This is a genomic window from Nostoc sp. FACHB-888, assembly GCF_014696655.1.
Taxonomy (GTDB): Bacteria; Cyanobacteriota; Cyanobacteriia; order Cyanobacteriales; family Nostocaceae; genus Nostoc.
In genome coordinates this window covers 1-14,536 of the sequence record NZ_JACJQM010000013.1, presented here as the reverse complement: position 1 = coordinate 14,536, position 14,536 = coordinate 1, and the positions used below count along the sequence as shown (strand labels likewise).

Below are 14,536 nucleotides of genomic sequence, written 5' to 3'. Positions count from 1 at the left end.
CTGGAAATGTACTTCATTGATGTGCTACCGCAAGTTAATAAATATTGATAACAATCATTAATTTTATCAAATCCGAAATTGCCATGTTAAGTGTTTTGATTTGGCTGCCAATTTTAGCTGCTGCTCTCATAGCAATATTACCTGTAAGTTTCCCTAATCATCGTATTCGTTTAACAGCATTAATCTTTTCTGGGATAGTTCTTGTCTGGAACCTATTTATCCTGCTAAAGTTTGATATCAGCAATCCAGCAATGCAATTTAAAGAGTATTTGCCCTGGAATGAAACCCTTGGTTTGAGCTATCAAATAGGTGTTGATGGGCTTTCTATATTAATGTTGGTGCTAAATAGTCTGCTCACCTGGATTTCAATTTACAGCAGCAATAAAGAAACTGAACGCCCCCGGTTATTCTACTCCCTGATTTTATTAGTTAGTGGAGGAGTTGCAGGTGCTTTCTTAGCTGAAAATTTGCTGCTATTCTTCCTATTCTACGAACTAGAATTAATCCCCTTCTATTTACTAATTTCCATTTGGGGAGGGGAAAAACGGGGTTATGCTGGGATTAAATTCCTGATTTATACTGCTGTTTCAGGAGCATTCATTCTGGCGACATTCTTGGGTATGGTGTGGCTGAGTGGTTCTACCAATTTTGCTTTTGATGCATTCTCTACAGAAAACCTGTCAACAGCAAAACAAATTCTTTTACTAGCAGGGATAGTATTGGGTTTTGGTATCAAAATTCCCTTAGTTCCCTTCCATACTTGGCTACCCGATGCTTACGTTGAGGCTTCAGCACCAATTGCCATTCTTCTCGGCGGCGTGTTGGCAAAGCTGGGAACTTATGGATTGTTGCGATTTGGATTAGGTATGTTTCCCCATGCTTGGAGTATTATTGCACCGACTCTGGCAATTTGGGGAGCAATCAGCGCTATCTATGGAGCAGTAATTGCGATCGCTCAAAAAGACATCAAGCGCATGGTAGCATACAGTTCCGTTGGTCACATGGGTTATATCTTGCTAGCTGGTGCTGCTAGTACTTCCTTAGCACTCGTTGGTGCAGTCGCCCAAATGTTTAGCCACGGTATCATCCTGGCGATTCTCTTCCACTTAGTAGGAGTCGTGGAAGCGAAAGTCGGAACGCGCGAGTTAGATAAACTCAATGGTTTGATGAGTCCCATACGCGGCTTACCTCTAATTAGTGCTTTACTAGTTTTAGGTGGAATGGCTAGTGCTGGTATTCCGGGTTTAACAGGATTTATCGCGGAATTTATCGTCTTTCAAGGTAGTTTCTCTGCCTTTCCCATTCCGACAATTTTGTGTGTAGTAGCTAGTGGATTAACCGCAGTTTATTTTGTCATTCTCCTCAACCGCACTTGTTTTGGCAAACTCGATAACTTCGCCTACTACCCTAAAGTTCTTTGGTCTGAGAAAATACCAGCTTTAATTTTGGCAGCTTTCATCATCTTTTTGGGAGTACAACCCACTTGGTTAGTGCGTTGGAGTGAATCCACAACTACAACAATGGTGGCTGCAATTCCCTCCTTAGAAAAAACCGTAATCTCTAAAGTCGCGCTGAAATAGGGTTACAGTTTCTTCCCCATTCCCCATTCCCCATTCCCCATTCCCCATTCCCCATTCCTCATAACATGACAGCAATTAAAACAGCAATTAAATTACCTCCTTCAACGCACGAATTTGCTGATGTAATTCACCGCTTAGAAGCAGGCGGTGCAATGTTACCCGATACTCCAGAAAATTTGATGCAAATCATCGGTTTATATAAAGCTTATGCTGTGCCAATGGATTTTTACTGGCGTGACTTACTTTATATTGCCGAACGCGAATTTTTAAACCCGCTTCCCTTCTTTAAATACTTCTTACCCAAAGAGTATTTAGAACTACATAATCATTACGCTGGCGATGATGCCGATTTGCGAATTTGGCGCGGCGAAGCTACTGCACATCCAGAACTTTTGGCATTTATTGAAAAAGGTGAAACCTTCAAAATGCCGAAGTTGTTGCATCACTTGTTCCACGATCGCATTAACATGGAATTTGCTGAAGCTTGTATGCGGGCGATGTTGTGGCATAGAGGAATGGGTGGACAATTTGACCCTTACCTAGATTCAGACGAATACAAAGCCAACGCTGATAGGGCAATAAAAGCTTACTTCCAAGGTAACCCCGTCATGCTGGGACTTTACAAGCTGTTCCCCGATATGTTTTTGGAACAGTGCCGCCAGATGTCGTATTACGCAAATCTGGGCTTATTCTGGGAAATCATGGCCCCAGTGTTCTTTGAAATGTCCGATCGCTATGACGAAGGTAGCATTAGCAGCGTCCCAGAGGCGATGAACTTCTTAGTTAATGGTATATTTGCGATCGCAGGTCGTCCGATTTACCATCACGTTTATATTCGTGGTGAATGCTACGAAATTATCCCCAAATCCAAGGGTTTCATGTGGCTATATGAAGCCGCATTACCTTATGTAGAAGCTGTTTTCTACCGCACCGCACCCTTCCGAGGAACAAAATCTTATAATGCTCAAGCGCGTCAAGTACCAGCAGACCAAAAAGACTTTCACTATGGTATTCTTTACGCTGATGTATTCCCGGTAGGTACTGCTGGCATTCCTCCCACATTATTAATGCAAGATATGTTACATTTTTTGCCACCATATCTTGTTGATTACTACAGCCAACATTGCCGGGGTGAAGAAGATATGTTGATTCAGTTGGGAGTTAGTTTCCAACGGTCAATGTACTGTGTAACTTCTGCGGTAATTCAAGCTTTGCGAACTGCTCTTTTATATCCATTAGATGATCCAAATCCCAAGCATTTACAAGCAAATCGAGAGTTTTTTGAGATGCAGCTAAATCGCTTTACCCGAACTGACTACAATATTCGTGATGCCGCTCGTTTGGGAAGTATTCAAAAGCAAGATTATCGATAAGAGATCCCCCCAACCCTCCTTTTTAAGGGGGGCTTTTTTTATTATTTTTTTGGCTAGGGGAGCTAAACGCTGTCGGACAACTCTAAAAGCTTGTATATAGTACAAAATTATATCGCAAGGTGTAGGGAATATGCCGTGCCCCTACGGGTGTACCTCACGTAAGCGAGAACCGCTATATACACCGACCGTAGCCTTAATTATTATGAACTAGATAATACTCCTGGAATACTCATTAATTCCATGATTTTCTCAAACTGAAAATCATAAGCTAAATTATTAATAAAATTCCGTAGTACCACATTTTCCGAAGGTATTTGCTCAATCAATTCTAAAATTAAGTCATCACTACATTGGGCTGCGGCAGTGTACACCTGTTTTACCCATTCAGGCGACATTTCAGACAATAGAGGAACTAAATCTGCAAGTTTCAAGGTTGATTCTGTTTCCTGTTGCCTCGCATCTGCTATTTGATAGCTTTCTTCTTGATAAATATATTGAACTTCTAAATATTCGCTCAATTTTTCTAGTAATTGTTCTTCGCGGAAAGGCTTGTTAATATAATCATCGCAACCCGCTTTGATCATTGCCTCTCGCTGTTCCTCAAAGGCATTAGCGGTTAAGGCAATGATAATAGTCTTGCGATTTTGAATTGAGGTGTCTTCTCTGGCTTTAATAATTTTTGTGGCTTCGTAGCCATCCATAATTGGCATCCGCATATCCATTAAAATTAAATGTGGTTGCCATGTTTGCCAAAGTGCGATCGCTTCAGTTCCATTTGCCGCTTCCTGGACTGTAAAACCGATAGATGTCAAAATTTTTACTAACACTAAACGGCTGTCTGTGGAGTCATCAACCGCCAAGATCCGGTATTCGCTTTGAGCGGGTGCTAAACTAATAACTTGGCGTCTGATTTGCTTGATCTGTATTTCGCTGGCTGCGGCTATACCAATTTGAATATCAAAGGCAAATTTACTTCCCTCGCCAACAGTGCTAATAACACTAATATCTCCCCCCATTAGTTGCACGTATTTGCGGCTAATTGCTAAACCTAGTCCTGTCCCCTGTTGCGATTTCCTTCCAGTTTCAGTTTGCCCAAAAGCTTCAAACAGTAAGTCAATTTCTTGTGGGGCAATACCACGACCAGTGTCTGTAACCTCGAAGATTAGGGATTGGGCATTGTGCATTGGGCATTGAAAAGATGCAGAGGGGCAGGGTGCGGGGGACAGTGAGGAAAATTCTCCCTTGCTCCCTGCTCCACTTCGACTCCTAACTCTTGGAGACGCTGCGCGTAGATTGCTTCCACGTTTGCGGAGCGTGCCGTAGGCAAGTGGTACTAAGCTGAGGGCAAGACGCTTAGTGACCGCCTCCTCCCCTGCTTCTTCCCCATGCCCGATGCCCACCCGCAGCATCACTCTCCCAGTATCAGTAAATTTGATTGCATTTCCCAAGAGGTTAAGCAACACTTGACGCAGTTTACTTTCGTCAGCTTGGACGTACTGCGGGAGGTGAGATGTATATTCAAAGACCAATTCTAACCCTTTGGAGGTGGCGCGGAAGCGCAACATTTCTTCGAGGTTTTCTAAGAGACGAATTAAGTCAAAACTGTTGAGATTTAGTGTTATTCTGCCGGCTTCTATTTTAGACATTTCCAAAATATCGTTGATTAAGTTGAGGAGATGTTCGCCAGCACGATTGATAATTGCTAGGTTTTGCTGATGTTCAGTAGATAAAGCATGATCGTGGCTCATGATTTGGGTAAAACCAAGGATGGCGTTGAGTGGAGTCCGAAGTTCATGGCTCATGTTGGCTAGGAATTCGCTTTTGGCACGATTGGCAGCATCAGCTGTGATTACAGCTTCTTGCAATGCTTGTGACTGCCTTTGAGTTTGCGCCAGCAATTGTGCCTGCTGAAAAGCAACACCCAACTGATTGCCAATTTGAACTACGATGTTGATTTCTCCTGGTTTCCATTGGCGGGGATTGGAGTTTTGATAGCTCGCTAGTAATCCCCAAAGCTGATTACCATATAAAATGGGGACAATAATGTAGGCTTTAGCCTGAAAACGCTCTAACAAATTGATATAAGAAGATTGAAACCCAGCGTTGTAAATATCTGGGACACACAGGAAACTTGCACCTTGAGTTGCTTGCAGATAAGGATCTTGCACCTGGTTATTCGTACTATCCAAAATTTTTGCTAGGCAACGACCATCTTGTAAAACACCTTCTGTCAGATAAGGGTCATTTTTGTGTTCTTCTATCAAAGAAATCCAACCATTACCCACCGACTCAGAGATAAATTCGCCGCTCCACTGGGGATTGAAACGATAGACAACAACCCGATCACAATTAAGCGCTTGCCGTAATTCTTGGGTTGTAGCCGCAAATATAGTCTCTAAATCGAGTGTTTGGCGCATCCTTTGAATCACTTGAGCGATCGCTCTTTCGCGTTCTGCACTCTCACGCAAGGCTTCTTCTGCCAATTTTCTATCGGTTATGTCTGTAATTGTGCCGATGTAACCTTTAAGTTCTCCATCATCTCCAAATTCTGGCAAAGCCTGACAAATTACCCAAACAATCGTACTATCATTACGGAAGAATCGATGCTCATATTTATACATTACCTTAGTGGTTGTTGCTTGATCCCATACGAACAATAACTGCTCAAGGTCGTCTGGATGTACGGCTTTTGTCCAACCTGTTCCCAAAGACTCTTCTAAACTACATCCAGTAATTTCACTCCAGCGTTGATTAAAATATAAGATATTGCCATCTATATCTGCGTTAAATATACAAACTGGTGAGGCTTCCGCTAGAAGTTGATATCGCTGCCGACCGGACTGTAAAGCTAATTCTGCCAATTTGCGATCGCTAATGTCTGCCCAATAACCAACGCATTCTATAGGGTTACCAGCTTCGTCACGGATTAACCTCATCTTTTCGTAAAACCAGTGATAAGTTCCGTCAGCGTGTAACCAACGGTATTCGTAGGAGCTGTACTCCCGTTCAACAAGCTGGGAAAATTTTTCCGAGATCAGTTCAACATCTTCTGGGTGGACGTGATGGAGCCAGAAACTGGGATTTTCGATAAATTCTTGCGCTTCGTAGCCAACCATTACCTTAACGTTCTTACTAATAAAGGTAGTGCTAAAATCTCCTGAAGTTTTTTTGCTGCTATAAATGACCACAGGGCTAGAGGTGAGCAGATATTGTAGGCGTTCGTTGGCTAAACGCAGTTCTTGTTCGACGTGTTTGCGATCGCGTAGCGCGGCTTGCCGTTCGCGTAGTGCTGCTTGCAGTTCGCTAATTTCTACTAAAACTGTTCCCACGCCAGAGGGGTGATCGTCTTCACCAGGAATCGGAAAATAAGAAACTAAGAAGTGGCGGATAACATCTGGTTGTTTAATTGACGCACCGCTTAATTCTTGATTAAGAATGGGTTGGCCAGTCAACAAAACCTGTTGATAAATTGGTTCGACTAAAGGCGCTATGTGGGGTAAGACTTCATAGATTGTGTTGCCAATATGATCTTGCTGGGGTAAGCCATTAATCTCCGCTAGCAGTTGGTTGATTTGCACAAACCGCAGCTGGTTATCTACAATGTTCATACCGACGGGAGCACTGCTAAAAAAGGCATTGAGGCGAGCTTCTCTCAGTGCTAATTCTTGTTCTAGGGTTTTGCGCTCAATCAAACCACCTAACTGAGCAGCAACAGCACTGACTAGCAAAAGCAAACGTTTATCTACCAATACCGAGCTACGTTTAAAAAACACTAGAACAGCTAATACTTGGTTTCCAGACAAGATGGGAACACCAAAACCAGCTTTTAATCCTACTTTGGCAGCTTGTTGCGATCGCCAAAAAGCTGGTTGTGTAACTTTAGAAACATCTTCTATCCATTCTGGTTCCTGGCTTTGCCAAACTCTTCCTGGTAGCCCTACTCCCAGAGCAAAGTTCATAGCTTGGCTTTGGTGGGAGAATTCTGCTAAACTACTTTCCTCACCATAGGAAACCAGGCTGTGTTCTAAATTACCATCTTCATTAGGTATCCATGCTTCACCAAAATCCCAATCAATCGTGCGACAAATTAAGCGCAAAACTATTGCTAAAGCACTGTTGACATCACTAGCGCGAGTGATAGCTTGGGTTGTCAACAATAGCAAACTGCTTTCATTTTCTGCCTGCTTGCGTTCAGTAATGTCTTTCGCTGTGCCCAACACGTACCATTGCCCATCAATCTCGATCATTTCTGCACTAAACAGTGTTGTCCTGATTTCTCCTGTTGAAGTGCAGACATCAATCTCATAGTTGCGGATAGCTTTTGTCTGTTGCAAAATCTGGGTGAGAAAATCATATTCTTCAGGATTTACCCAAATATTCAATTCATCATCGGTGTGATCAATAACCTGAGAACGAGAATAACCAAAAAATAGGCAAAAGCTGTCGTTAACTTCGATATAGCGTTTGTTGGGAACAGTAATTAAGGCAATTGGATCAGGAGATGACCGAAAAGCTGATGCTAACTTTTCTTCAGAAACCCTTCGTGCTGCTTCTGCGCGTTGGCGTTCTTTTGCCTGCAATACTAAGGATACAAAATTGCTCAGAGAACGAGCGAAATTTTGGTCTTCTAGCGTCCAATGATAAGCAACTCCCACTCCCTCCATACATAAAACTCCTACGGTTTTTCCCTCCAGCCTAATGGGCGTATCAAGTATAGAAGTTATCCCTAATCTTGAGTAGTAAGATGCAGAAAATCCTCTAGTTCTGGGATCAGCATGGGCATCATCTGCGGCGATTTGTTGATCTTGCTGCAAAGCTTCAAAATAAGCTGGATAGTTTGCTACTACCAAGGAAAGTCCTTCGCTATGTCGGTTGCGACTGGCCTCAAATAGGTCAAAACACTGGATTTTCATGCCTGTTTCGTCATACAGCCAGACACTGGTTCGTTCCACCCCAATATTTTTGACAGATGTTTCAGTGATTTTACCCAAAGCTGCTTTTAAGTCACCCTGATACAGCGTCTGATTTTGCGCCAGTTCGGTTAGCACCAGGTTATGATTGCGGAGCTTAATCGCGCTTTCTTTGAGTAATGTTTCTGCTCCTCGGCGCTGTGTAATATTACTACCAGTGCCTGTCATACCTATAACGACACCCTCCTCGTTGCGTAAGGCGATCGCATTAAACATTAAATAAAGTAAAGTACCATCTTTAGCTATACAGGTAGTTTCATGCTGAAAGATCGGCTTTCCCTGAAAAACACACTCAAAGGCTGCTTTATCTTGAGCAACTTGTGTCGGCGAGATAAAATCAGTCAAGGTACGCCCGATCATTTCTTGAGGTTCGTAACCATAAATCTGCTTAACTGCCGGGTTGACAAAGGTAATAAGTCCATCAATATCTACCGACCAAATCATATCCTGGGATGTCTCTACTAAATGGCGATACTGACTTTCACTCTTCTTTAGAGCAGCTTCGACTAAAAGGCGTTCGCTTTGAGAAATTTCTTTACATAAATCTTTGCCAATGCTAACGGGAATTTCTTTAAAAATATCTTCTATTTGTTTGTTGCGAATATTTAACTCAACACCAACCCGTTGGTGTTCTTGAATCTCCTTTTGCAGTTGGTCATTTTGTTCTTTTAACTGCTTTCTCAGCCTTTGAAGAGTGAGTTGATTTTTTACGCGTAATAAAATTTCTTGAGTTTGGAATGGTTGATTAATATAATCAATATCGCTGAAATCAAAAATATTTATTTTTTCAAAAAATCCATCTAAAATTCCGAAAAAGATTATCGGAATCTCTTGAGTTTTATAGTTAGCTTTCAAATGTTGACAAACTTCATAACCATCCATCTCTGACATAAGAACATTTAGCAAAATCAAATCGGGGGGAGACACAAGTACTGTATTGATTGCTAATTGCCCAGAAATAACACTTTGCACCTGATAACCTTGGTGTTGAAGGATGTCTGATAAAAAATGTAAATTCTCTAGCTTATCATCAACTAATAAAATTTTTATCTTTTGAGCATCCATATCAGTTACTGAATTGATTTTCAATCAGGAATAATTTATTTAATCAAACTGAGCATAAAATCAGAAAGAAAAACTTTGTTAAAAGTAAATAAAATTATTATTGCTTACTACCATACTTCAGGGTAGGGTATAGAGCTGTTAAGTTAAGCCAAAACCCTCTTTAGCTAGAGATTGAACTCTGTACAAACGGCCATACACTATAATACATAAGTAACTTTTATACATAAACTATTTGGAGGTGATTATACTATGGCTTCACCTCAATTCTGCATCAGGATTCTAAAATACGAGAATGAGAGCCTTGTAGGCGATACCAAATAAAACCGTATGGCTAAAACCAGAGTAATAATTGATGCTTCGGCTGATTGCCTGGGTTGTTCTAATGATGTGTTAAACAATTCTGGATTGATCCCATGCCTGCCCCTTTACGCACTTTTAGATTCCCCCTAACCACCTTAAAAAGCAGGGTGGTTTCATGCGAATAAAGAAAAATACATAAGTCTTGATTTCTCGTTTTGTAGCATGGCTTTTTACGCTACTTCCATTCCCCTCTTTGAAAGGCCGCGAGGCTTTGAAACCCAGTTTTAATTTTTCTCTGGCTTGTATAAAAGCACCCTCTGCCTTATTTGATCATAAGGGCGCTGTTCCAGCAAAGATACGATCAATAGTAGTAACTCTGCTGGAATTAAACTCTATGCCTTTAACCGAAGAAGTTCTTTCCCAATTACCAGGTGATGTTTTAGGAGGTTTGCGCCAAAGCGATCGCATCCTCACATCTTTGCGAGAAAACACCGCCCCTGTACCAACGTTAGTTAAAGAAAATCAGCAGCCTTTAGGCGTTGTAGACAACGATGTGCTTATCTGCGGTGGTACTTTGGGCATTTTAATTGGTTGCGCCTTAGCGGTGAAGGGACTACGGGTGGCGTTGATGGAACGGGGTATTTTGCGGGGGAGGGAACAAGAGTGGAATATCTCTCGCAAAGAATTAGATGTGTTTGTGGAATTAAACTTGCTAACAGAGGAAGAATTAGCAAGTGCGATCGCCACTCAATATAACCCAGCGCGAGTTAGCTTTGATGGTGGTACAGAAGTTTGGGTAGAGGATGTTTTAAATATCGGTGTAGATCCGGTTTATCTACTGGCTACGTTGAAAACCCGATTTCTTGCCGTTGGTGGAAAGTTGTTAGAAAACACACCTTTTACCGAAGCGGTGGTTCATCCAGATGGGGTGATGGTAAATAACCAATTCAAAACTCGGTTATTAATCGATGCAATGGGACATCTTTCACCCATCAGTCAACAAGCACGCCAAGGTAAAAAACCAGATGCGCTGTGTTTAGTTGTAGGAAGTTGCGCCCAAGGGTTTGCCGAAAATAACTCAGGCGACTTGTTATTATCATTTACACCTTTGCAAAATCAATGTCAGTACTTTTGGGAAGCTTTCCCAGCCAGGGATGGCAGAACAACTTACTTGTTTACTTACATGGATGCACATCCCCAACGTTTGAGTTTAGAAGCTTTATTTGAAGAATATCTGCGTCTATTACCAGAATATCAAGGAGTAGAATTAAGCAAGCTGAAATTTCAACGAGCGCTATTTGGTTTCTTTCCCACCTATCGCCAAAGTCCGCTAAAAACTCCCTGGAATCGCATTCTCCCAGTTGGAGATAGCAGTGGTAGTCAATCTCCCTTGAGTTTTGGTGGTTTTGGGGCAATGGTGCGTCACCTGAAGCGTTTAACGTATGGCATTTACGAAGCGCTAGAAACAGAACAATTATCTGCAAAAGCGATTACACTGCTGCAACCTTATCAGCCAAGTTTGACTGTTACCTGGTTGTTTCAAAGGGCGATGAGTGTTGGTGTAAATCAGAAAATTGCTCCAGATCAAATTAACCAACTACTCTCGGCGGTATTTGAGGAAATGCAGCAGTTAGGTACACCAGTGCTAAAACCATTTTTACAGGATATAGTGCAGTTTTCGCCACTAACGCAAACACTGTTAAAAACTGGTTTATCTCATCCGGTATTAGTTGCCAAGATAATTCCGCAAGTAGGTTTGACAAGTTTGTTAGATTGGGTGGTGCATTACGGGAACTTAGGTGTATATACTGCCTTCTTTTGGTTTAGTGCAATGCTAGAAACATGGATTAAGAATCAATCAAATGAACAGCAATATTATTGGCATCGTTTGATTGATGCCTGGAAGTATGGTTCTGGTGGTGATTACTCAGATTAAACTTGAATGATACCTGTGTGAGGTTAACATGATTGAACGGAAATCTTTAGGAATCAAATACTTTGCAGTGTTGATTGGATTCCTGCGCGATCGCCAAGGATTTCTAGAGGAAGTTCGCCAAGGTATAAGATTACCAAATAAAATCATTTCTCTGCTAGTTTGCAGTTCCTTATTTCTTGCCGCTTATGGCGGAATCATTGGTGCATACCATAGTTGGATGCAAGCTTTGTCTTCCGCCATTAAACTTCCAGCCCTTTATTTAATCACACTCCTGATTTGTATCCCGACGTTATTCTTTGCCAATATTATTTTTGGCTCAAAGCGGACTTTTGCACAGCATTTAGCATTAGTGCTGACTGCGGTTTCAGTCACGAGCGTGCTTTTATTCAGCTTTGCCCCAATCACACTTTTTTTCTTAATTACCACCAATAACTACCAATTTTTAATTCTGTTAAATGTATTCATATTTGCCTTAACTGGGTTTATTGGTATTTCGTCTTTATATCACGCCACGAGTTTAGTTTTAGAACAAGATAATGAAGGTAGCAAAACACGCCAGAAAATTTTACAATTTTGGCTATTTCTTTACGCTTTCGTAGGTAGTCAGTTAGGATGGACTCTCAGACCGTTTTTTGGCACGCCTGATTCTGTTTTCCAATTATTCCGCGAAAAAGAAGGTAATTTCTATTTGAGTGTAATTCAAGCTATCAGCTATTTATTGGGAATCCATTAATTAAATATTCGTAATTCCATAAATGTGGAGTAGATAAATTTATGATAGACAAGAAAAATCGCGGAATTCAACAATTTGGAGTCTTGGTTAATTTACTCCGCGATCGCCAAGCGTTTTTAGAAGAAATTCGTCACGGAGTAAGATTACAAAATAAAATCAGTTCTCTATTCGTATCTAGTTCCATTTTCTTTGCCATCTATGGCGCAATTATCGGTGCTTCTCATAGTTGGGCACAGGCGTTATCGGGTGCTATCAAACTCCCAGCCTTTTATTTATTAACATTAATTATTTGTTTTCCAACTTTGTTCTTTTTTAATGTTTTATTTGGTTCTCGGAGTAGTATCCAACAACATTTCGTTGTGTTGCTCACATCTGTATCAGTAATTAGTGTGCTTTTATTCAGCTTGGCACCAGTTACGCTCTTTTTCCTCATCACTACACCCGATTCTTATCAATTTTTTAAACTGTTAAATGTGTTAATTTTTGGCATAACAGGCATCTTTGGTGTTAAATTCCTTTATGAAGGAATGCAATTACTTTCTCAACAAGATGAAGTTGGTAAAAAAACCCGCACCACTATTTTAAGATCCTGGTTATTGCTTTATGCTTTTGTTGGTATGCAATTAGGATGGTTTCTCAGACCGTTTTTTGGTGCCCCTGACTCTAACTTCCAGTTGTTTCGAGCAGTGAAAGGCAACTTTTATCTGGATATTGTAGCGGCGGTTTCCGAAATTTTAGGTTTGCGTTAATCTAACCCACATTCCGCACTTCAATTTGAAGTATGAATTAATTTCAGTTAATGACAACGCAAAAAATTAGGATAATTAAGAAAATAATACTCAACGAATTTAATTTTGAAGAAAAATAATCAAATATAAAATATTTTCTGTCATCAAGTAGTTTATCTAAGCAATAAAAATTAGAGGAACGATTATTTTCCTTTGTAAATTAATAAATTGTCATTCTATTATGTTGTTTAGATTAAGAGATTAGATAATATTTCTGACAAGACACTGGGAGAAAATTCAAAATATAATTGCGTTCTTGGGTTAGATTAACAATTTGATTAACTCCATTCAAAGTCAAAATGTGAATCCCTTGAAAGCATTGAAATATCCATCTTAATGTGGGACAGTTCGTTAATTTACCTAGTTGATTTTTAACTCCGATATTGGCTCTTTTTAAGCTATTCCTTAGTTCCCTCTGACCGAGATTATAAACTAATAAACACAAAGACATTAAAAATAACATCGTCTCGATTCTTTCAGGATTTTCTACAAAGAAACTATCAGTGAAAAATAAAGGATCTTTCAGAAATCTAAATCCTCTTTCGCAAGACTGTTGATTTTTATAATTTGTAATGATTTCTGATGGCTCTAATTTCTCATCTTCAACTAAATTAGTTGCTAAAATAAATCTTCCAGCTTCTTTTTTTATCATTGCTACCTCTTCTAGTTTTTGATGATACACTCCCTCTATTTTATAAATAGTTTTATTTTTCGATGTACTGTCAATAAGTTTAGCTTCTTGAATTTCAAATAACTTTAGTTTTTTGTTTATACTTTTTAGTTTATATCGAGCTTGTTCGGGATTTTGAAAATCTTCTTTTTTTAATTGTTTGAGCAGTTTTTCCACTTTATCTTTTTCTGATTTGAGATTTTTCTCTAGCTTCTCTAAATCACTTTTTTGTCTTTTTTGACTTTCTACTATTAGCCAGATTTGCTTGACACCACCATAATTTACTATTTCTTCTTTCCACTTGTATCCTTCTAAATTTAGGGATTTTCTCTTCTCTATTTCTTCTGAATCTATCTCTTCTATCTTTACCGACTGAACTAATTCCTTTGCTCTTTTTATCGTCATCGGTACTCTAGTTATCCATTTTAGATGTTCGATTAATTTGATATTTTCTTGACTATACAATGCACTATCACAGACCATGACACTCTCAAAGTTTATTTGCTTTTTAAATTATACTAATATTTTTCCAAAAACTGCTTTATCTGCTTCGTTCCCATCTCCAACTCTCATTAGTAATGGAATGTCTCCATCACTACTTGTTATTAAATCTAAAACGCATTGCTTTAAATCTGGTCTATGATCACGAGAATATCCTTTAGTGATAATTATTGGTTTTTCTTTGATTATTTCTGCTTCTTTCTCTTGTTTCTTTTCGCTTGTGTATTCTCCATGTAGATGAAATGATGTGGCATCTAAATGAGAATATTTGGTCTCTATATTAAATTTATTTATAACTGATAACACAATTTCTATAAATAGACTATTCAATCCATATTTATATAATTCATCCATGACTCTTCCGATTTTATCGTCATTTATATAACCACTTTTTACTCCCAAACCCAATAAGTTTTCAATTCCTTTATCTTCAAAAAATTGACTAAATAAGTATAAAGGTCTTGAGACGAATCCTAATCCATTGATTAAAATTGCTTTGACCACTGTTCCCGATGAAATTTTTTCTCTCCCGTCTATGCCTAATTTGGAGTTGATTGTTTCAACTATTCCTATTTCATCAATTAGTCCAGCTACTATTCCTAAGTGATCTAAGTTTTTAA

General features: G+C 39.7%; 6 protein-coding genes and 1 pseudogene. 5 read left to right on the top strand and 2 right to left on the bottom strand.

Features of this window, described 5'->3' with window-relative positions; all coding sequences use genetic code 11:
- Positions 1-83 precede the first annotated feature (83 nt).
- Together H6G26_RS10600 and H6G26_RS10595 are read left to right on the top strand one after the other, a co-directional pair.
- Entirely contained in the window at positions 84-1,580 is a 1,497-nt protein-coding gene (locus H6G26_RS10600; protein ID WP_190729211.1) for an NADH-quinone oxidoreductase subunit M, read from the top strand.
- Positions 1,581-1,645: 65 nt separating this feature from the next.
- Positions 1,646-2,953, top strand: a complete 1,308-nt coding sequence (locus H6G26_RS10595) for a CO2 hydration protein (RefSeq protein WP_190729210.1) — start codon at positions 1,646-1,648, stop codon at positions 2,951-2,953.
- Positions 2,954-3,153: 200 nt separating this feature from the next.
- Here H6G26_RS10595 and H6G26_RS10590 read toward each other — a convergent pair whose 3' ends face one another.
- Positions 3,154-8,988 carry a PAS domain S-box protein gene (locus H6G26_RS10590; RefSeq protein WP_190729209.1) on the bottom strand — a complete coding sequence of 1,945 codons (5,835 nt, stop codon included), beginning with the start codon at positions 8,986-8,988 and terminating at the stop codon, positions 3,154-3,156.
- 694 nt (positions 8,989-9,682) lie between these two features.
- Here H6G26_RS10590 and H6G26_RS10585 point away from each other — a divergent pair.
- Genes H6G26_RS10585 through H6G26_RS10575 form a run of 3 tightly spaced genes read left to right on the top strand, consistent with a single transcriptional unit; the run spans position 9,683 to position 12,706 of the window.
- Positions 9,683-11,224, top strand: a complete 1,542-nt coding sequence (locus H6G26_RS10585) for an FAD-binding oxidoreductase (RefSeq protein ID WP_190729208.1) — start codon at positions 9,683-9,685, stop codon at positions 11,222-11,224.
- A 28-nt stretch (positions 11,225-11,252) separates the two neighbouring features.
- Positions 11,253-11,957, top strand: a complete 705-nt coding sequence (locus H6G26_RS10580) for an actin-binding WH2 domain-containing protein (protein WP_190729207.1) — start codon at positions 11,253-11,255, stop codon at positions 11,955-11,957.
- A gap of 41 nt (positions 11,958-11,998) precedes the next feature.
- The gene (locus tag H6G26_RS10575) at positions 11,999-12,706 is read left to right on the top strand and encodes an actin-binding WH2 domain-containing protein (protein WP_190729206.1); all 708 of its coding nucleotides are present in this window, start codon (positions 11,999-12,001) and stop codon (positions 12,704-12,706) included.
- Positions 12,707-12,938: 232 nt separating this feature from the next.
- Here the strand turns inward: H6G26_RS10575 and H6G26_RS10570 are convergent.
- Positions 12,939-14,536 (bottom strand): annotated as a pseudogene (locus H6G26_RS10570) (IS1634 family transposase); the annotation flags it as partial.